The 18,878-nt window shown below is 67.1% G+C and carries 19 protein-coding genes; 8 read left to right on the top strand and 11 right to left on the bottom strand.

Annotated elements, in window-relative coordinates; all coding sequences use genetic code 11:
• Window positions 1–82: 82 nt before the first annotated feature.
• The 8 genes from tssF to rocF all read right to left on the bottom strand — a co-directional run bounded on the left by tssF (window position 83) and on the right by rocF (window position 8,366).
• On the bottom strand, window positions 83–1,993 hold the full coding sequence (gene tssF / locus CAL15_RS03960; RefSeq protein ID WP_086077391.1) for a type VI secretion system baseplate subunit TssF: 1,911 nt from the start codon (window positions 1,991–1,993) through the stop codon (window positions 83–85).
• Window positions 1,993–2,553 (bottom strand): type VI secretion system baseplate subunit TssE, encoded by a 561-nt coding sequence (gene tssE, locus CAL15_RS03955; protein WP_086077390.1) that lies wholly within the window; start codon window positions 2,551–2,553, stop codon window positions 1,993–1,995. Before tssE ends, tssF begins: the two co-directional genes overlap by 1 nt.
• Complete coding sequence (locus CAL15_RS03950; protein WP_086077389.1) at window positions 2,553–3,377, bottom strand: type VI secretion system accessory protein TagJ; 825 nt, start codon at window positions 3,375–3,377, stop codon at window positions 2,553–2,555. The genes tssE and CAL15_RS03950 overlap by 1 nt, the downstream gene beginning before the upstream one ends.
• 102 nt (window positions 3,378–3,479) lie before the next feature.
• On the bottom strand, window positions 3,480–3,947 hold the full coding sequence (locus CAL15_RS03945; protein WP_086080909.1) for an Hcp family type VI secretion system effector: 468 nt from the start codon (window positions 3,945–3,947) through the stop codon (window positions 3,480–3,482).
• 81 nt (window positions 3,948–4,028) lie between these two features.
• Entirely contained in the window at window positions 4,029–5,537 is a 1,509-nt protein-coding gene (gene tssC / locus CAL15_RS03940; protein WP_086077388.1) for a type VI secretion system contractile sheath large subunit, read from the bottom strand.
• A 23-nt stretch (window positions 5,538–5,560) separates the two neighbouring features.
• Window positions 5,561–6,112, bottom strand: a complete 552-nt coding sequence (gene tssB, locus CAL15_RS03935) for a type VI secretion system contractile sheath small subunit (RefSeq protein WP_086077387.1) — start codon at window positions 6,110–6,112, stop codon at window positions 5,561–5,563.
• 40 nt (window positions 6,113–6,152) lie between these two features.
• Complete coding sequence (gene tssA / locus CAL15_RS03930; RefSeq protein ID WP_086080908.1) at window positions 6,153–7,214, bottom strand: type VI secretion system protein TssA; 1,062 nt, start codon at window positions 7,212–7,214, stop codon at window positions 6,153–6,155.
• Window positions 7,215–7,412: 198 nt separating this feature from the next.
• Window positions 7,413–8,366, bottom strand: a complete 954-nt coding sequence (gene rocF / locus CAL15_RS03925) for an arginase (protein ID WP_086077386.1) — start codon at window positions 8,364–8,366, stop codon at window positions 7,413–7,415.
• 323 nt (window positions 8,367–8,689) lie between these two features.
• On the opposite strand from rocF, the gene CAL15_RS03920 reads away from it, so the two are divergent.
• From CAL15_RS03920 to CAL15_RS03905, 4 genes are all read left to right on the top strand, one after another.
• A complete protein-coding gene (locus CAL15_RS03920) occupies window positions 8,690–9,004 on the top strand; it encodes a DUF4148 domain-containing protein (RefSeq protein WP_086077385.1) in 315 nt (104 codons plus the stop codon).
• A 63-nt stretch (window positions 9,005–9,067) separates the two neighbouring features.
• Window positions 9,068–9,385, top strand: coding sequence for a DUF4148 domain-containing protein (locus CAL15_RS03915; RefSeq protein WP_086077384.1), 318 nt, complete (start codon window positions 9,068–9,070; stop codon window positions 9,383–9,385).
• Window positions 9,386–9,461: 76 nt separating this feature from the next.
• The gene (locus CAL15_RS03910; RefSeq protein ID WP_086077383.1) at window positions 9,462–9,776 is read left to right on the top strand and encodes a DUF4148 domain-containing protein; all 315 of its coding nucleotides are present in this window, start codon (window positions 9,462–9,464) and stop codon (window positions 9,774–9,776) included.
• A gap of 180 nt (window positions 9,777–9,956) precedes the next feature.
• The gene (locus CAL15_RS03905; RefSeq protein WP_086077382.1) at window positions 9,957–10,559 is read left to right on the top strand and encodes a TetR/AcrR family transcriptional regulator; all 603 of its coding nucleotides are present in this window, start codon (window positions 9,957–9,959) and stop codon (window positions 10,557–10,559) included.
• An 85-nt stretch (window positions 10,560–10,644) separates the two neighbouring features.
• On the opposite strand, the gene CAL15_RS03900 is transcribed toward CAL15_RS03905, so the two are convergent.
• Entirely contained in the window at window positions 10,645–11,274 is a 630-nt protein-coding gene (locus CAL15_RS03900; protein ID WP_086080907.1) for a TetR/AcrR family transcriptional regulator, read from the bottom strand.
• A 208-nt stretch (window positions 11,275–11,482) separates the two neighbouring features.
• Between CAL15_RS03900 and CAL15_RS03895 the strand changes: the two genes are divergently transcribed.
• Entirely contained in the window at window positions 11,483–13,618 is a 2,136-nt protein-coding gene (locus CAL15_RS03895) for a TonB-dependent receptor family protein (protein WP_086077381.1), read from the top strand.
• Between the two features lie 11 nt (window positions 13,619–13,629).
• Here CAL15_RS03895 and CAL15_RS03890 read toward each other — a convergent pair whose 3' ends face one another.
• Together CAL15_RS03890 and CAL15_RS03885 are read right to left on the bottom strand one after the other, a co-directional pair.
• Entirely contained in the window at window positions 13,630–14,691 is a 1,062-nt protein-coding gene (locus CAL15_RS03890; RefSeq protein WP_086077380.1) for a pentapeptide repeat-containing protein, read from the bottom strand.
• A gap of 252 nt (window positions 14,692–14,943) precedes the next feature.
• A complete protein-coding gene (locus CAL15_RS03885) occupies window positions 14,944–15,903 on the bottom strand; it encodes a LysR substrate-binding domain-containing protein (protein WP_086077379.1) in 960 nt (319 codons plus the stop codon).
• 81 nt (window positions 15,904–15,984) lie between these two features.
• Here CAL15_RS03885 and CAL15_RS03880 point away from each other — a divergent pair, with 81 nt between their 5' ends.
• From CAL15_RS03880 to CAL15_RS03870, 3 genes are read left to right on the top strand one after another with little or no spacing between them, the layout of a single operon-like run.
• The gene (locus CAL15_RS03880; protein WP_086077378.1) at window positions 15,985–16,917 is read left to right on the top strand and encodes an alpha/beta fold hydrolase; all 933 of its coding nucleotides are present in this window, start codon (window positions 15,985–15,987) and stop codon (window positions 16,915–16,917) included.
• 11 nt (window positions 16,918–16,928) lie between these two features.
• Entirely contained in the window at window positions 16,929–17,819 is an 891-nt protein-coding gene (locus CAL15_RS03875) for an alpha/beta fold hydrolase (RefSeq protein ID WP_157666591.1), read from the top strand.
• Window positions 17,820–17,852: 33 nt separating this feature from the next.
• Window positions 17,853–18,827, top strand: a complete 975-nt coding sequence (locus CAL15_RS03870) for a Bug family tripartite tricarboxylate transporter substrate binding protein (RefSeq protein ID WP_086077376.1) — start codon at window positions 17,853–17,855, stop codon at window positions 18,825–18,827.
• The last annotated feature ends 51 nt before the right edge of the window (window positions 18,828–18,878 follow it).

The raw sequence follows: 18,878 nt of genomic DNA, 5'->3' as shown, positions 1-18,878 counted from the left end.
GCGGGGTGCCGGAGCGGCGGTTCGGTGCGGCTTGCGCAGGCATCTGATCGTCCTCGTCAGTCGTCTTATTGTGTTTCGCTGTCTACACCGCGGGCCGGGTGCCCATGCGCGGCTTCCACCGGGCCATCTCGCCGCGCTGCAGCGTGGACAGCACCAGTTCGGACATCATGTTGATGGACACGTGGCGCGCAAAGAACTGCTCCAGCACGGCGCCGAACAGATACGGGCTGATGCCGGAGAACGCGGCCTCGTCGACCTGCAGGTCGATGCGCACGCCGCGTCCGTACACCATGGGCCCCGGCACCGGCAGGCGATGGTGCATGGGCGTGGCCCGCACGTGCCGCACGCCCGAGATGTGCTTGCGCACCACCGGATCCGCCAGGTTGCCATACAGGTTCAACAGCTCGCGCAGCGTCTGCGCGCCCTGGTCCGCGTCGAGATCGGTCAGGCTGAGATAGTGCAGCCCCAGGTGGCTGATCAACTGCCATGCCGCGGCGTTGTCGGCCAGTGCCGTGGCCGGGCGAGTGGGGCCATGCAGCACCTTCACCGCCTTCACCGGCGCCGATACGCGCAGCGAGAAGTCGCTTTCCCCGCCCAGCGGCAACAGCATCGGCAGGTCACGGTTGGTGCACAGCGTCTCCAGCGTCAGGTGCCGCAGCTCGCCCGAGAACGGCGCCTCCTGCCTGTCGACCAGCGACAGGAACACCTCGCTGCCGGTATAGCTGGTGCGCGTGCCTTGGCGCCGGGCGGTGTCGGATGCCAGCCGCGGCTCGCGCCGCATCGAGTAATAGGCGCCGTAGTCGTCCGCATCCGAGCCGAACGACCCGTAGAAGGGCCGGAACTCCTGCTCGGGCCGCTGCGCCGAGATGTGGCCCAGCACGCGCGTCAGGCTGTAGACCTCGAAGTCCATGGGCCGCGTGCGGTCCACCACCACGTGGTATTCGTATGTGCGCGGCGTCACGGCCACACGGTCGGCGCGGCGCGGGAATAGATTGATCACGGGCGCGCAGTGCAGCGCCAGGTTCTCGGCGCTGATGGTGCCCTCGAGTTCGGGCGCGGCGGCCGACAGCAGCAGCGTCAGGTCGAAGCTGCGCGTATCGGGCGTGCCGCCCCTGGCGCTGCCGGCCCGCGCGGTGCGCAGCCCGCGCTTCAGGCCGTTCACGCTGAAGAACAGATAGCGGCGCGGGCACGCGAAGTATTCCTGCAGCAGCCGATAGCCCTGGAACACGCGGGTCTCGGTCGGCAGCAGCGCCTGGTCGTCGGCGAAGCCCTCGTGACGCAGCGCGTCCGCGGGCAGCCGATTGATCCATGCCGCGGGACGGGCGCTGTCGTGCGCCAGCACCGCGACCGTGTGGCCCATCACCAGCTCGAGCAGGCGCTGCATGGGCACGTCCTGGCCGTTCAGGTAGAACACCAGCTGGTCCAAGTCCAGGTCTTCCAGGCGCACGCCCCCGCATACCTCGATGCGGATGCGCAGCGCGCTGACCACGCCGGCGTTGCGTCCGCCCAGTCCCATCCGCGACAAGGGCAGGTCGGGAGGAGGACCGGTGAACTCGGCCTCGGTGACGCGCAGCGGCCACAGCCGCACTTCGTGCCCCGTCATGAACTCGCAGGGCGTCTGCTCGTTGCGCGCCAGCCGGCCGCGCAGCATCGTGCCGCGCGGCAGCGTGAAGCCGCCGGCCAGCGAGCCTTCGTTCATGCTGGGCGAGAACTGCACCACGCCCATCGCCGGCGTGGGCGCCAGGTAATGAGGGTGTACGACCTCGAGCAGCCGCTGCGTGAAGCGCGGAAACTCGGCATCCATCTTGAGGTGGATGCGCGCCGCCAGGAAGCTGAAGCCTTCCAGCATGCGCTCGACATAGGGGTCCGCCACCTCGGTGCCGTGCATGCCCAGGCGGCCGGCGACCTTGGGAAACTGGCGCGCGAATTCCGCGCCCATCTCGCGCATGTAGACCAGTTCGCGGTTGTAGTACTCGAGCAGGCGCGCGTCCATCAGGCGATGCCTCCGATGTCGCGCAGGTCCATGTGGCCGCTTTCCAGGTCGATGTCGGTACGGAACAGGAATTCCATGGGATGCGGCACGCACCACAGCATGCCGCGGATCTCCAGGCTGAGCACGTTGTGGTGCTCCAGCGTGCCGGTGTCGCTGACACAGCGGACCTCGACCGACGACTCGAGTATGCGCGGCTCGAAAGTCGCGATGGCGTTGCGGATGGACGTCTCGACGTCGACCCAGTCGATGTCCGACATGCGCCGGCCCGCCATGGCGCGCACGCCGAAATTCACGCAGGAACTCGGCACGTCCTGGTAAGGCGTCAGGTCGTGCGTGGTTTCCAGGTTGACGGTGTTCAGCAGCCAGCGCAGGTCGCGCAGCACGGCGGCGCGCAGCTCGGCGTGCGTCAGCGTGGCCGCCTCGTGCGCTTCGACGCGCCGCTGCGGCTCGTTGTCCAACAGGCGGTCCAGCAGCGAAGGCTGCAGGCGATCCCGCGCGACGCGGCCGTCGCGCGGCGGATTCGAGCGGTCCGGCAATGCGCCGGGATCGCGGTGCCCCATCAATCGGCCTCCTGCCGCAGACCGCGCACGTCCAGCAGGGCATATTCGCCCGCGTCCGTGACCCACATCTTCTGCCCTTCTCCTGCATACGTGCCGTCCGCCAACTCACGCCAGCGCGTCTCGCGGCCCAGGCGCAGCGCGTCATCCTGGTCCGCCAGGCGCTCGCCCGCGATGGCGGGATAGCGGGCCGGCACCAGGCCGTGCAGCGTGCGGCCGTCGTTCAGCAGGATCTCGGCGCGCGCCCACACCACGTCGGACAGGCCCTCGGGCGCCAGCAGGCTCAGCTGGCTCACGTCCTCGAAGGGCAGCCAGCCGTACTGGCCGGCGGAAATCAGTTCGCAGACCGGCCCCAGCCGGCTGTCGCCGTCGCCGATCCAGGCGTAGGGCTCGGGTTCGGCCTCGCGGGCGCCCACGATCGCGCCGGCACGGGCGGGGGCCGCCTCCATCGCCTGGGCGCGCAACGCGGCAGCGCGGGTGGGGTCGCTCGCATCGGCGCGCAGCGCCTGCACCAGCAGGTCGCACCATTCGGGGCGCACGCCGGAAAGAAAGACCGGATCCTCCGTACCCGCCAGCACGGCCTCGCGCCTGCGCTCGCCGGCGATGGCCTGCGCATACAGCGCCGCCATGGGGCGCGACTGCGGATTGAACTGCGCGCACAGGCGCAGCTGCTCGGCCGCGCGCGTCCAGTCGCCCTGCACCGCCGCCAGCTGGAACAGCTGCGCGCGCAGGTCGGCGTCGCCTGGCGCGCGCCGTATGCGCGCCTCGACCGTCTGCAGGTGCTGCGACAGGCTGCCGTCGCGCAAGGACGTGGCGGTGTTCTGCATGGATGATCCCGGGCTATCGAAGAATTCTGTAGAAACGACTCGGCGGGGTCGCGAGGGCCTGCTCAGCCCGACCGCGCCCCGCGTTGCTTGCCGGGAAACGGATTAACCGATTTCCTTGTTCTGCTTGATGTCCCACGCGACCAGGTTCTCGGCGCCCTTGCCGCCGGACTCGGTCTGTTCCCAGTACTGCTGGCGCACGCGGCCGGCCTGGAAGGCATAGTTCACCAGCACGGATTCGGAACCGTTGTCGGCGGCGACCTGCACCGACGTCACCAGCACTTCTTCCAGGGTGATCTTGGTGTACTCGACCTGCTGGCCGCCGGCCTTGCAGACCGACAGCTCGATCTTGCTCAGGTGCTTGCCGCTGGCGCAGTGCTTCATGACAGCGGGGGCAGCCTTGTCGATGCGGGCAACGACGTGCAGATCGTTGAAGCTGGCCTTGCCGGCACCTTGGCCGCCACCGGTGGCCATGGTGGCGGGCTGGGTGGCGCCCCACGAGAAGGACACGATGTCGGTCCAGTCCTTGTGGTTCGAGTCCTTCGACTCGCCGCTCGCGCCTTCGATCTTCATGAACATGTCAACAGCCACTTACTTTCTCCCTTAAAGTCGCAGTGCATACCAGGCGGGCGCCTGGCTCGGAGGAATGTGCCCTCAACCCTCGTTCTGCTTGAGCGAAGGCAGTTTGGACACGAGTCGCAGCGATACCGTCAGCCCTTCGAGCTGATAGTGCGGCCGCAGGAAAAACTTCGCGGAGTAGTAGCCGGGGTTGTCCTCGATCTCCTGGACCTGGACCTCGGCGGCCGCCAGCGGCTTGCGGGCCTTCGTCTCCTGGGACGAATTGGCCGGGTCGCCATCCACGTAATTCATGATCCAGTCGTTCAGCCAGCGCTCCATGTCGTCGCGCTCGCGGAAGGAACCGATCTTGTCCCGCACGATGCATTTCAGGTAGTGCGCGAAACGGCAGCACGCGAACAGGTACGGCAGCCGCGCGGCCAGCTTGGCGTTGGCGCTGGCGTCGGCGTCGTGGTACTCCTGCGGCTTCTGCAGCGACTGGGCGCCGATGAAGGCGGCGAAGTCGGAGTTCTTGCGATGCACCAGCGGCATGAAGCCGTTCTTGGCCAGCTCGGCCTCGCGCCGGTCGCTCACGGCGATCTCGGTCGGGCACTTCATGTCCACGCCGCCGTCGTCGGTCGGGAAGGTGTGGCACGGCAGGTTCTCCACCGCGCCGCCCGACTCGACTCCGCGAATCGAGGTGCACCAGCCATACAGCTTGAACGAGCGGTTGATGTTGGCCGCCATCGCGTACGCCGAGTTGGCCCAGGCGTAGCGGTCGTGGTTGGCGCCGTCCGTGTCTTCCTCGAAGTCGAACTCGTCCACCGGGTTGGTGCGCGCGCCGTACGGCAGCCGCGCCAGGAAGCGCGGCATGGCCAGGCCGATGTAGCGCGAGTCTTCCGATTCGCGCAGGCTGCGCCACGCGGCGTACTCGGTGTTGGTGAAGATCTTGGTCAGGTCGCGCGGGTTCGACAGTTCCTGCCACGACTCCATCTGCATCACGCTGGGCGAAGCGCCCGAGATGAAGGGGCAGTGCGCGGCCGCGGAAATGCGCGACATCTCGCCCAGCAGCTCAACATCGGGCGGGCTGTGGTCGAAGTAGTAGTCGCCCACCAGGCAGCCGATGGGCTCGCCGCCGAACTGGCCGTATTCTTCCTCGTACACGCGCTTGAAGATCGGGCTCTGGTCCCAGCCCACGCCCTTGTAGCGCTTGAGCGTGCGGCCCAGCTCCTGCTTGGACATGCACATGAAGCGGATCTTCAGCAGTTCGTCGGTCTCGGTGTTGGTCACCAGGTAGTGCAGGCCGCGCCATGCGCCCTCGAGCTGCTGGAACTCGGCGTTGTGCATGATCAGGTTGATCTGCTCGGACATCTTGCGGTCGATCTCGGCGATGATGGCCTGGATCGTGCGATAGGCGTCCGACGTCAGCCCCACGCCGCTGTTCTGCAGCGCCTGGTGCGCCAGCGTGCGCACGGCGTGCTCCACCGCTTCGCGCGCCTGCTCGGTCTTGGGCTTGAATTCTTTCTTCAACAGGGACGACAGGTCGTCCGCTTCGAGGGTTTGCGCGGTCTTGTCGGAATTGGCGCGGTTGGTGGCCACTGCTGTCATGGCGTTCTCCGTATCCGTCGGGTTCAGTTGTTGTCCTGGGCCGGACGGGCTTCGTCCGGTTCGGCGGGCGCGGCGTTGTTGGGCGCGGCGGCCAGCGCGTTCAGCAGCGCCGGGTTCTTCAGCACCTGGCCGATCAACTCTTCGGCGCCGGTCTTGCCATCCATGTAGGTCAGCAGATTGGCCAGCTGGGTGCGGGCCTGCAGCATCTCGTTCAGCACGTCCACTTTGCGCGCCACCGTGGCCGGCGAGAAGTCTTCGAGGCTTTCGAACGTGATGTCCACGTTCAGTTGGCCGTCGCCCGTCAAAGTGTTGGGCACCTGGAAGGCGGCGCGCGGACGGATCGACTTCATGCGGTCATCGAAGTTGTCGATGTCGATGTCCAGGAACTTGCGCTCGCCGACTTCGGGCTGGGGCGTATCGGACTTGCCCGCCAGGTCGGCCAGCACGCCCATGACGAACGGCAGCTGGATCTTGCGCTCGGCGCCATAGATTTCCACGTCGTACTCGATCTGCACGCGCGGGGCGCGGTTTCTGGCGATGAACTTCTGTCCGCTGCCTTTCAGAGTAGTTGCCATGAGTGTGATCTCCCGAAGAAGTGTTTTTGGTAGAGACGCGTCACGAGCCAGGGCGGCCTTCCGCGTCGCGCGGGATCCAGGCTTCGAACTGATCCAGACCCTGCGGCGCCAGGTTGCGCAGGATCTCGTGGAAACTGAGGGGAATCAGCTGCTGCACCCGCCGGATCAGGACGGGCGCGGGATGGCTGGGCTCGTGCGTCTCGAAATACGCACATACCTTGGCAAGCATGGCCGCCGCTTCCTCGCGGCTGGTGATCTGCGCCTCCTGCCAGCGCACGACCGTCGGGGCCGCGGCGGGAGCGCGATCGGGCGCCATTGCGGCGGCGTCTGACTGGTCCGGCGCAGCGGCGTGGGCCACGGCCTCCTGTACGGTGCCGGTGCCGGAATCCATGTCGCTCCAGACGCGCTGGATGGTGTCCAGGCTGCGCAGCACGCCGGTGTAGTCCGGGGACCATGCCGCGCCCAGACGCGTGGTCACGTGTTCCTGGATGCGGCGCAAGGCCGCCGCCGCATCGCTGACCGCCAGCACCGCCGGTTCGGGCAGCAGCCACGCCTGGCGCAGGCCCTCGGTCAGGCGCGGACGGCCGCCGGGATAATCGGTTTCGGTCTTGCTGCCTTCGAGCAGCGATTCGGCGTCGCGCAGCGACAGCCTGCCGTGCATGTCGTCCAGCAGGCAGGCCGACCGGGCGCTGCGCGCGCAGCCTTGCGGGTCGCCCAGCGAAGCCAGCGCATTCATGCGCGGCATCGGGTCCTCTTCGCCATACACGTCCAGGCGCGGATGCACGTCGTCCCAATAGTGTTCCAGCGTGCTGGCCGCCAGGCTTATCCCTTCGGCGTAGCCGGGCAGGCCGCGCATCTCGGTCCAGGCCTGCGACAGGTAAGCAATTACACGCAGGTCGCGCGTGCGCTCCAGCAGGCCCAGCGCCAGCTTCTCGACATTGCGCCAGTCGGGCGGCTGGGCGGGAATGATGGTTGCCCCGAACTGCTGCTCGCTCTTGCCCACCGCGGCCTGCTGCAATTGCAGGAACTCGGGGTCGTACTCCAGGTCCTCCCCGCAGGGCAGACTGGGGGCCAGCGTCTTCAGCAGATCGGCGAATTCCATGTTGGTCATCGGGCGGCAGCGGTAGAAAAACCGGGCCTTCCCGCAGGCGGCCCCTGGATCGTGCGAATTCTATGCACGCCCCCAGGGGCTACCTATGACATCTAACATGTCCTGTTTCTTCTTACTTTTTGATAACACCCTACAAGAAAATCGAACGTTTCCGTTTATTGATGATGCAATGATTGTCACATCAATGTGTTATAAGCGCGCCCGCAATGACGCCGGCGCGCGAACCAGCGTCGATTTTCCGAACAGGCTTTCCACCAGCTCCACCGCCACCGTGGCCGTCTTGTTGCGCACGTCCAGCGCGGGGTTCAACTCGACGATGTCCAGCGAGCGCATCAGGCCGGTGTCGGCGATCATCTCCATGCACAACTGCGCCTCTCGGTAGGTCGGCCCGCCGGGCACGGTGGTTCCGGCGCCCGGCGCGATCTCCGGATCGAGAAAGTCCACGTCGAAACTGACGTGCAGGTGGGTATCGGCGTCCAGCCCCGCCAGCGCCGACTCCATCACGGCCCGCATCCCCATCTCGTCCACGTATCGCATGTCGTAGACTTCCAGGCCCGCCTGGTGGACCAGATGACGCTCGCCTTCGTCCACGCTGCGTATCCCGATCTGCCGTATCCAGGCGGGTTGAAGCGCCGGCCGGCTGCCGGACAGGCTGGTCAGTGCCTCGGGGCCGTCGCCGCAAAGGCATGCCACCGGCATGCCGTGCAGGTTGCCGGTGGGCGTCAATAGATTGGTGTTGAAGTCGGCGTGGGCGTCCAGCCACAGCACGCGCAACTTGCGGCCGGCCTGCCGGCAATGGCGCGCCACCGCGCTGATCGAACCGATGCCCAGGCTGTGATCACCGCCCAGCAGCACGGGCAGGTGGTCCGCGGCCAGGGCGTCACCTACCGCGTCGCGCACCAAGAGATTCCACGCCACCACCTCGTCCAGGTGCCGATAGCCCCCTGCCGGCGTCAGCCAGGGGTTCGTGGGTCCCTGGAGATTGCCGGCATCCTCGGTATGCAGTCCGCGCCTGGCCAGCATTTCGGCGATGCCGGCCACGCGCAGCGCCTCGGGCCCCATGGACGCGCCCCGCACGCTCGCGCCCACGTCCGTGGGGGCGCCTATCAGGCGGACGGTCAGGTCAGAAGGAAAAGCAGTCATGCAAGCCTCCCAGACAGACGCGGCGACGCCGCCGACGTTCCTCCTATTAGAGTGTATGAAGGGGCCCGCGATCCTACTTTCCCCGGGAAATCGGCCGCCACGAAACATTTGTTTGCAATTTAGCGGCGCTTTTTCCACGGGTTCCCGAAAAAAGTCTTGCTAGCCTATCTAGTAGTAGGTAATATTCAAGCCATGGACGACGCATCAACAGACAGCAGCGTCCAGACGGCCTCACCGGCTTTTTTATTTACCCGCTTGTCTACCTAGTAATAGATAAGTATCCAAGCAAACGTCGACCTACTCTCTTTTCAAAGGAACACACCATGAAGACCTTCGCCTCCAGCCTGATCATCGCCGCCACCCTGATGGGCGCCAACGCCTATGCCGCCGACAACATCGAACCCAACAACGTTCCGTTCCAAGGCGTCTACGGCCAGCAAGAGCAGATCGGCAAGACCCGAGCTCAAGTGCAAGCCGAACTGCAAGCCGCCAAGGCCGCCGGCCTGGTCACCTTCGGCGAATCCGAACAGCCCGCCAACACTGCGGCCGCCAGCACGCTGACCCGCGAGGAAGTGCAAGCCGACTTGGCCAACTCCCGCGACAACGGCCTGGACCGCCTGTACTCGAACGCCGGCTGATCCTTTATCGACCTCACCTTTTCAACACCCACTGAACCCAACGCCAATTCCAGGAGCTTCACCATGAAATCCATCGCCACCCTGATCGTCGCCGCCACCGCCGCCCTGAGCGCCAGCGCCTATGCCGCCGACAACATCGAGCCGAACAACGTTCCCTTCCAGGGCGTGTACGGCCAGCAGGATCCCAACGGCAAGACCCGCGAACAGGTTCGCGCCGAACTCGCCGAAGCCAAGGCGCAAGGCCTGGTGGTCTACGGCGAAAACGAACAGCCCCCGGCGTACGCGCAAGGTGGCAGCACACTGACCCGCGCCCAGGTGCAGGCCGACCTCGCCCATGCCCGCACCAGCGGCCTGGAAGCCCAGTTCCCGAATGGCGCCTGAGTCACTTACTACATTTGCCCATAAACCTATCTACTGATAGATCACTTTCAATCAAACCGCTTACAAGGAGCACATCATGAAGATCTTCGCCGCCACCCTTTTGATGTTCGTCGGCGTCAGCGCCTACGCCGCCGACAACATCGAACCGAACAACGTTCCCTTCCAGGGCGTGCATGGCCAGCAGCAGGATCAGGGCAAGACCCGCGCCCAGGTCGAGGCCGAACTCGCCCAGGCCAAGGCCCAAGGCCGCGTCTCGTTCGGCGAGCAGGAAGAACCCGACTACGCAAAGTCGCCGGCTGCTCCCACCCGCGCCGAGGTGCAGCGCGATCTGTCGCAAGCCCGCAGCAACGGCACGGTGACCTTCGGCGACCTGGAATACCAGGCCGGCTGATGATCCCGAACCGCGCACCGGACGCCCGGTTTCCGTGCCTAGCTGACTCTCGCCCGCCAGGGTGTGACGGCAGAGCCGTCCTCCCGGGCGGGCACGGGCAAGACCGAGCGTCCGTCACGCCAACTATCCCAGTCCCATAGGAGCATTTCCACTCTCGAGTTTTCGATCGGAATCGACATCATGGATACCGCAACCACCCGCAACCAGCTCGTCGCCCATGCCCAGCGCCTGATCCAGGAGCGCGGCTACAACGGCTTCAGCTACCGCGACCTCGCTGCGCTGGTGGGCATCAAGACCGCAAGCATCCACTACCACTTCCCGCAAAAGGAAGACCTGCTGCTCGCAGCCGTAGAGGCCTACCAGGCGCAATGGCGCGCCGCCATACGGACCATCCCGCCGGATCTGCCGGCGAACGCAAAACTGCAGCAGTACGTCGCCTTGCACAAGACTACATTCGGCGGCACGGACCGTGTCTGCCTGGGCGGAGCCCTGGCCGCCGACCTGGGATCGCTTCCCGATCCGGTGCGTCCCGCACTGCAGGCCTTTTATCGCGCCAACGAAGAATGGCTGGCCGACGTCCTGGTCCAGGGCGGCCGCGACGGGTCACTGCCGCCGCAGGCCGATCCGCAAGCCGGCGCGCGCGCCTTCTTCGCCGCCCTGCAGGGCAGCCTGTGCTCGTCGCGCCTGTTCGGCAACAGCGAACGCGTGCGCGACATCCTGCCCGTGCTGACGAACCCCGACTCAGCGGGACGACGCGCAGAAGGCGAAACCGTCAGCGCCTAGCTTCCGCGGCCGTCATGGAAACGGCCGATGAAAAACGCGGGCCAGCCGACAGATCGGCTGGCCCGCGTTGCACTTCAGGCGCCCGCTATGCGGATCGCGAGGCAGGCTTGACTGTGCAGTGCACCGACGCGAAGACGTCAAGCACGCGGCTGGGCGACTTGAACAGGCGCGACGACAACAGCGCGCCCTGCAGCGCGGCGAACAGCGCGCGGGCATCGGTGTGCTCGTTGCCCGAGCACTTCAGCGTGCCGTCGCGCGCGCCTTCGGCGATCGCCTTGGCCAGCCAGTTCTCATGCTGCTGGAAGAAGGCCTGCAAAGCCTTGCGCACAGACTCGGGCATGGAATTGAAATCGGCGGTGAGCATGCCGCACATACAGACCTGGTCGGGAGCCTGCTGCGTGAACAGCTGGCCGTACCGCGCCAGGCGTTCATGCGCCGGCAGCGTTTCGTCGATGCCGCGGACGGCCGCCCATGCGCGCTGCATGTAGTCTTCCACGGCGGCCAGCAGCAAGTCTTCTTTCTGCGGGAAGTGATAGTGGATGCTCGCGGTCTTGACGCCGACATGGTCGGCCAGGTCGCGATAGCTGAAGCCGTTGTAGCCCCTCTCGCGTATCAGCGTCTGGGCATGGGCGATGAGTTGGTCCCGCGTGTTGGAAGGGCCTGGGGGACGACCCGCGGTGGCGGGCGGTTTGCCGGCGAGGGCGGCCTGGGGCATCGTGGTGGTGGCGCTCATATGAATCGATACTATCTATCAGTAGATTTGAAGTCAACGCTGTCGGAATGGGTTTTGGCGCGCTTGCTTACTGGGACTTTCCATTACGACAGCCCTGTCCTGATATCGTGACGTGCCTCATGCCTACCGCATCACGTCCGCCAGCGTCGGCTTGCCGACCGCCAGCTCCAGGACCGACACAGGACCATTCATGCGCCCTGCCCCTGCCCTGCGGAGCAAACTCCGTACCCATTCCAGCGCCGTAGCGATCGCCGCCTGCGTGCCCGCCGCCGCCGTGGCGCAGCAGCCCGCCGCCCCGGCCACGCTGGCCCCCGTCGTGGTCACCGGCACGCGCGTCGACACGTCCGTGCTCGATACCCCCGCCTCGGTCGACGTCGTGGACGGCGCCACCCTGCGTGCCCGACGGCCGGGCATCAACCTGTCCGAAGGGCTGGCCAGCGTGCCGGGCCTGCAGATACAAAACCGCCAGAACTACGCGCAGGATCTGCAGATATCGATCCGCGGGTTCGGCGCCAGATCCACCTTCGGCGTGCGCGGGGTGCGGCTGTATGTGGACGGCATCCCGGGCACCATGCCCGACGGGCAGGGGCAGACCTCGAACATCGACATCGCGTCGATCGATCGCGTCGAAGTGCTGCGCGGCCCCTATTCCGCGCTGTACGGCAATTCGTCGGGCGGCGTCATCCAGGTCTTCACCGAAGATGGGACGCGGCCGCCGAGCGTATCGGCCGACCTGTCGGTGGGCAGCGACCGCACCATCCGCTACGGCGCGAAGGCCAACGGCATCACCGGCACGGGCATCGGCGAACTGGATTACGCGATCAGCCTGGGCCGTTTCACCACGGATGGCTACCGCGATCACAGCGCCGCGCGCAAGACACTGGGCAACATGAAGCTGGGACTGCAGCTGGACGAGTCGAGCCGGCTGACCCTGGTGGCCAACAGTGTGAACCTGTCCGCGCAGGACCCGCTGGGCCTGAGGCGAGAGCAGTTCGAAGACGATCCGCGCAGCGTGGACGATCCCGCGCTGCGGTTCGACACGCGCAAGACCGTGCGCCAAAGCCAGGGTGGCCTGACATATGAGCGCGACATAGGCGGCGGCAACACGCTGCGCGCGATGGTGTATTACGGGCAGCGCCACACCGTGCAGTATCAGTCGATACCGGTGGCAGTGCAGTCCAACCCGGGGCAGGCTGGCGGCGTGATCGACCTGGAGCGCGAATACGGCGGCGCGGACGTGCGCTGGACCGCGCGGCGCACCTTGGCCGGCCAGCCGCTTACCCTGATCGGCGGCCTGGCCTACGACACCATGGCCGAGCGCCGCAGGGGCTACAACAACTACACGGGCACGGCGGCCGCCCCCACGCTGGGCGTGCGCGGCGACTTGCGGCGCGACGAGAACAACGACGTGTACAACGTGGACCCGTACGCCCAGGCATCCTGGCAGTTCGATCCGCGTTGGACGCTGGACGCCGGCCTGCGATACAGCACCGTCCGCTTCGATTCCGACGATCGCTACATCACGCCCGAGAACGGCGACGACAGCGGCGACGCGCGCTATCGCAAGGCCTTGCCGGTGGCCGCGCTGCGCTTTGCGCCGACGCCGGCGTCGAGCGTGTACGTGTCGTATGGAAGGGGCTTCGAAACGCCCACGCTGAACGAACTGTCGTATCGTCCCGACGCCCAGCCCGGCCTGAATTTCGCGCTGGCGCCTTCGGTCAGCACCAATGTCGAGGCGGGCGCCAAGCTGCAATTGCCCACCGGCCTGCTGACCGCGGCCGTGTTCCAGAGCAACACCGATGACGAAATCGTGCCGGCCGCCAACATAGACGGCCGCAGCACCTTCCGCAACGCCGGGCGCACGCGGCGCAACGGCTTCGAGCTGGAATGGCGGCATGACTTCGCGCAGCATGCTCGCGTGCAGATGGCCTATTCATGGCTGGACGCGCGCTATCGCGACTCGGTCTCCGATGCGATACGCGCGGGCAACCGCATCCCGGGCACTGCCCGGAATGCGTTCTACGCGGCCTTGGCGTGGCAGCCGCCCGAGGGCTGGCAGGCGGGAGTCGAAGGACGCTACCTGAACCGGATCTACACGAACGACGCCAACACCGAGGCGGCGCCCAGCTACTTCATTGCCGCGGCAAGCGCCGGCTACGCATGGCGCGTCGCCGAATGGCGCATCGACGCCTACGCACGCGTCGACAACCTGTTCGACCGCGAATATGCCGGTTCGGTGATCGTCAACGAAAGCAACGGGCGGTACTACGAGCCCGCGCCGGGCCGCTCGTGGACGGCCGGCCTGGGCGCTACGTACACCTTCTAGGCCGTCGACGTTCAGGCAGCGCCGTGGCGCTGCGCCGCTTGCGGCTGTGCCCGGAGCAAGCCTGGCTCGTGATCGACGATGCCGGCACGCGAGGTCCAGCGCACGCCGTCCGTCCGCGCGCCATGCAGTTGCGTGCCCCGGAAGCGCGCATCGCGCAGGTCCGCATCGCGCAGGTCCGCGCATGAGAAATCGGCATGGGCCAGCTCCGCACCCTCGAATCGCGCACGCGACGCGCTGATCCGCGGCAAGACCGCATGCGCCAGGTCGGCGCCGCTGAACACGGCCCCGTCCACACAGGCATCCGCCCATGCGCTATGCGGCAGGCGCGCTCCCGCGCAGTTGGCGCCCGCCAGATTGGCCTGCTCGAACGTGGCGCCCGGACCGAGCGCGCCGGCCAGTCGCGCGCGGCGCATCGATGCGCCGGTGAAGTTGCTGTCGTGCAGCTGTGCGTTGCGCAGATCGCAGTCGTCCATGCGCGCGCCGATGAACTGGCTGCCCGACAGGGACTGGCCGGCCAGACGCTGGCCGGTCAGGTCGGCCTCTTCGAACACCACGCGTTCGAGGCGCACGCCCGACAGATCGGTGTGGCGCAGGTCGGCACGGTAAAAGCGCATCTGCCGCAGCGCGGCCCCCGCGAAACTGGCGTCGGCCAGGCCGCATTCCGAGAAGCTGCCCTCATGTTGCTCCACACCGTCGAAGCGCGCGCGCAGCAGCGCCGTTCTTACAAAGCGGCAGCCGTTCAGCGGCGTGCGGCTGAAGTCGGCCGCCATCGCGCGGCATTCGGAGAACGAGGCATCGTGGAACAGTGCGCCCTGGAAGCAGGCCTCGCCCAGCTCGCAGCGGTAGAACGTGCACTTCTTCAGATTGGCGCCGCGCAGATCCGATTGCGGCAAGAGACATTCGTTGAAGCGGCACCCGCGCAGGTCGGCGCCGGCCAGCGATGCGCCGCGCAGGTCGCAGCGCTGCAGCAAGGCGCCGCTGAGATCCAGGCCTTCGAGCGAGGCGCCTTGCAGGTCCAGTCCGGTCAGTGCTTCGCCATGCTCGATGCGCTGGCGCAGGATGTCGGGCGTCATGCGGTCCCCTAGGTGCGATCCAGGCGCGGCCATACCCGGGCCACGATGCATGCACGGAGCATGCGCGATCAGTCTGCTTGGAACTTGCGGGCGGCCCGTCGAACGATGCGCCTGTCGGCCGGCTCCGTCGGATCCTAGGCGTCAGGAATGACTGTAATGCTTCAGTGAAACGTGACGGTAACGGCTCGCTCTCGGACGCGGGTTACAGAACTTGCCGGTACATACAAATTTTGGGGTAATTGCGCCCGCGCGTCAGCTCGCGCCGCGGATTTGCGGGGCACGGCGTGGGGATACGCGGACGGCGGCGCGGCGCTGCGCTGCCCGGCCATCGGGACAGCAGGACAGGAACGCGCGCAGGATCGGCGAGGTGTCGTCCTTGCGCCAAGCAATGGCGATGTCGGCGGCCGCGTAGTCTTCTTTTATGGGCCGGTACGCCACCTTGCGGCCATGCAGGTGCTCCATCGACTCGGGGACCAGTGCCACGCCCGCGCCGGCCGCCACCATGCCAAGCACCGACTCCATGGGCTCGGCCTCTTGCACCACATGAGGCACGAAGCCCGAACGCCGGCAGACCTGCATGGCCAGCCTGCCGAAGCCGCGGCCTTTGGTCCAGGGCACCATCACGAACGCCTGGTCGGACAGGTCGCGCAGCGACAGCTTGCGGCGCGCGGCCAGCGGATGATCGGCCGGCAAGGCCGCCAGCAGGCGCATGCGCGTCAGCAGGCGCGTCTCGAGTTCGTCTTCGTCGACCGGCAGTACGACCAGGCCCACGTCGATGCGGCCGTCGAGCAGCGCCGCCTGATGGTAGGCGAGATTGAGGGGATTGAGGACGAGCTCGACCTCGGGATGGCGCCTGCGGAACAGCGCCAATGCATCGGGAAAGACATAGGCCGCCGTGCCACCCAGGCCCAGCGCGATCTTGCCCACCTGGCCCGCCGCCACGCGCCGCGTGGACACGACCGCGGCCTGCGCGGTTGCGACCAGCGCGCGGGCCTGCTCGTAGAAGTGCTGGCCCGCGGCGGTAAGCCGCACGTACTGCTTGGAGCGTTCGAACAGGGGCGTGCCGATCTCGGCCTCGAGCAGCATGATCTGGCGGCTGACCGGCGGCTGCGACACGTGCAGCAACGCGGCGGCGCGGGTGAAGCTGAGTTCTTCCGCCACGGCCAGGAAATACCGCAACTGGCGCAGTTCCATGTAATACCTTTTCAGCATTACGCTGGTTCCAATTATATATTGGACGACTTACGGCAACGATTCGTAATCTGGCCTCGACTCGACACAGGATCGATCGACATGACCCAGCCAGACGCGCAGTCCGCCCGTACGCACAACGCCCACGCCATGCCGGAGGGGGCATGGATCGAAGCCGCCGGCGTGCCCACCCGCTACTTCGAGGCCGGCCACGGCGACCCCGTGGTGTTCATCTACGGCGGCAACTTCGGCATGGCCGACGGCGCATCCAGCGCCTATACCTGGAACCTCAATCTGCAACCCCTGGCCGACGCGGGATATCGGGCCATTGCGTTCGACAAGCTGGGGCAGGGCGAAAGCGGCAATCCGCTGCGCGACGAGGACTACACCATGCAGGCGGTGGTGGATCATGCCGCGGCCTTCCTGCGCGCCATGGACCTGCCGCCGGTCCACCTGGTGGGCCATTCGCGCGGCGGCTATGCGGCCACGCGCCTGACGCTGCAGCACCACGACCTGGTGCGCTCGCTGACCATCGTCAACAGCGGCACGCTCAGCCCCGGCGTGGGGACCAACGAGGTCGTGCTGTGCAACCCGCCGCACCCGCGCGGCAGCCGCGAGGCCGTGCGCTGGGTGTATGAGAACTACAGCCACAATCCGGCCGTGGTCACCGACGAATGGGTGGACGCCGTAATGCGCATCCTGTCGCTGGAGAAGTACCGGCGCACGGTTGAGAAGATGTCGGCCGAGGGCCTGGCGGAACGTGTGTTCCTGCCCGAACTGGCAAGGCAGAAGGGCCAGACCCTGCGCTGGCTGGACGAGGGCCGGCTGCAGCGCCCCGTGCAAGTCATCTGGGGCTACAACGATCGCACCGCGGTGCTGGACCGGGGCATGGAGCTGTTCCGCATGGTGTCTCGCCATCAGCGCGACGCGCAGTTCCACCTGATCAACGAGTCCGGGCACTTTCCTTTCCGCGAGCATCCGGCGCAGTTCAACGCGCTGCTCGCACGCTTCTTCGCCCTGCAGCGCACGGCATAACGGTGAACCCCATGACGACACTCACCCTGCAGTCCCGCACGCTCGACATCAACGGCCTGCCCGCGCGTGTCGCGCTGACGCCCAACGTGGAGTCCGGCGCCGCCACCGTATTCGTGCATGGCGGCGCGCCCGGCCTGACGCCGTATTGCGGCGGCGCGCACATCTGGGGCGATGGACTGCTGCGGCGTTTCGCGCAGGACGGCGCCGTGCTGGCGCTGGACCTGCCCGGCCTCGGCGGCAGCAAGATGTCCGCGGCGCCCTGCAGCATGGACACCTTCATCGACCACATCGACGCGGCGGTGCGCACCGCAGGCATACGGCGCTGCCATCTGGTGGCGCACGACAGCGCGGGCCTGGCGGCGCTGCTGCTGGCCTGCAGGCAGCCGGACTATATCGCGTCCGTCAGCGTGGTGTCGTCGGTGGCCGCCGCCCCCACCGGCGACGGCGTCGAGAACGTCGCGCTGGCCCATCCGCCGCGTCCGCTGTGGTCGCGCGAATCGCAGAAGTGGGCGCTGGAGCGCCTGTCGTACTCGCACCATCACGTGCCGGACCTCCTCGACGATTGCGTCGCCGCGGCGCGGCAAGCCCCGCACCAGGCCGCCGTCGCGCGGATGGCCGACGCGGACACGCTGCACACCTGGAACTGGTCGGTGGCGCGCGCCAAGGCGCGCCTGTTCGAACTGTGCCGAGGCCCCGGCGTGCCCGTGCCGGTGCAGGTCGTATGGGGCACGCACGATCCCCTGGGCACGGTCGACCAGGGACTCTGGCTCTACCGCATCCTGGCGCAGCGCCAGCCCATCGCAAGCTTTCACCTGATCAACCGCAGCGGCGCCCTGCCCTTCCGCGAGGAACCCGACGCCTTCCATGCCACTGTTTCCGCGTTCTCGGACGCGATCGCTTGACCGGCGGCAATCGCCGCACACAAGGGGAAAACCATGAAGCGATTACTCGGAGCCTGCCTGGCCCTGTCCGCCCTGCTGTTCGCCTCGCCGGGCGCAGCGGCGGAGTTTCCCGACCGGCCGATACGGCTGGTCATGCCCTTCAGCCCCGGCGGGCCCACCGACATGGTGGCGCGTGTGCTCGCCCAGCATGCGGGCCAGCGCCTGGGGCAGAGCATCGTGGTGGAGAATCGCGCCGGCGCGAACGGCATCATCGGCAGCGGGGCCGTGGCCAGCGCGCCGCCGGACGGCTACATGCTGCTGCTGGCGCCCACGTCCCACACGATCAATCCCAGCCTGTACAAGAAGCTGCCCTACGACACGGTGCGCGACTTCGCATCGGTGATCTACGTGGGCAACTCGCCGGGCCTGGTGCTGGTGGTGGGCAACCAGGTGCAGGCCGAGTCGGTGAAAGAGCTGGTCGACCTGAGCAACAAGCCGGGCAGTTCGATCGCGTACGGGTCGGCCGGCAATGGCAACCTGCTGCACCTGGCCGGCGAATACTTCAACCGGGCCACCGGATCGCGCATGCTGCACGTGCCGTACAAGGGCGCCGGCGCCATCATCGCGGGGCTGTACTCGGGCGAGATCCAGGCAGCCTTCCTTGGCCCTCCGCAGGCGGCCGAACTGATCCAGGGCGGCAAGCTGCGCGGCCTGGCGGTGACCAGTCCCAAGCGCATTCCGCAATTGCCCGACCTGCCTACCGTGGCCGAGTCGGGATACTCCGGTTACGACTTCGATGGCGGCATCCAGGCCGCGGTCTATGCACCGGCCGGCACGCCCGCCCCCGTCATCGCCAAGCTGAACGAGGCCTTCAACGCGGTGCTGAAAGAACCGGAGATCCGCGACCGCTTCGCCACGCTGGCGCTGGACATCGCCGGCGGACCGCCCGCCGAGCTGGACAAGCAGGTGGCGCGGCGCATGGATCTGTACTCCGGGCTGGTCAAGCAGGCAGGCATCGAACCCGAATGAAGCGGCGCCCGATGCGCCATTGAAGGATGGCGCCTGCGTTGCCGCGCCAAT

Source organism: Bordetella genomosp. 13, assembly GCF_002119665.1.
GTDB lineage: Bacteria > Pseudomonadota > Gammaproteobacteria > Burkholderiales > Burkholderiaceae_B > Bordetella.
Note: the sequence above shows the minus strand (reverse complement) of the source record. Positions and strands in the feature narration are given on the sequence as shown.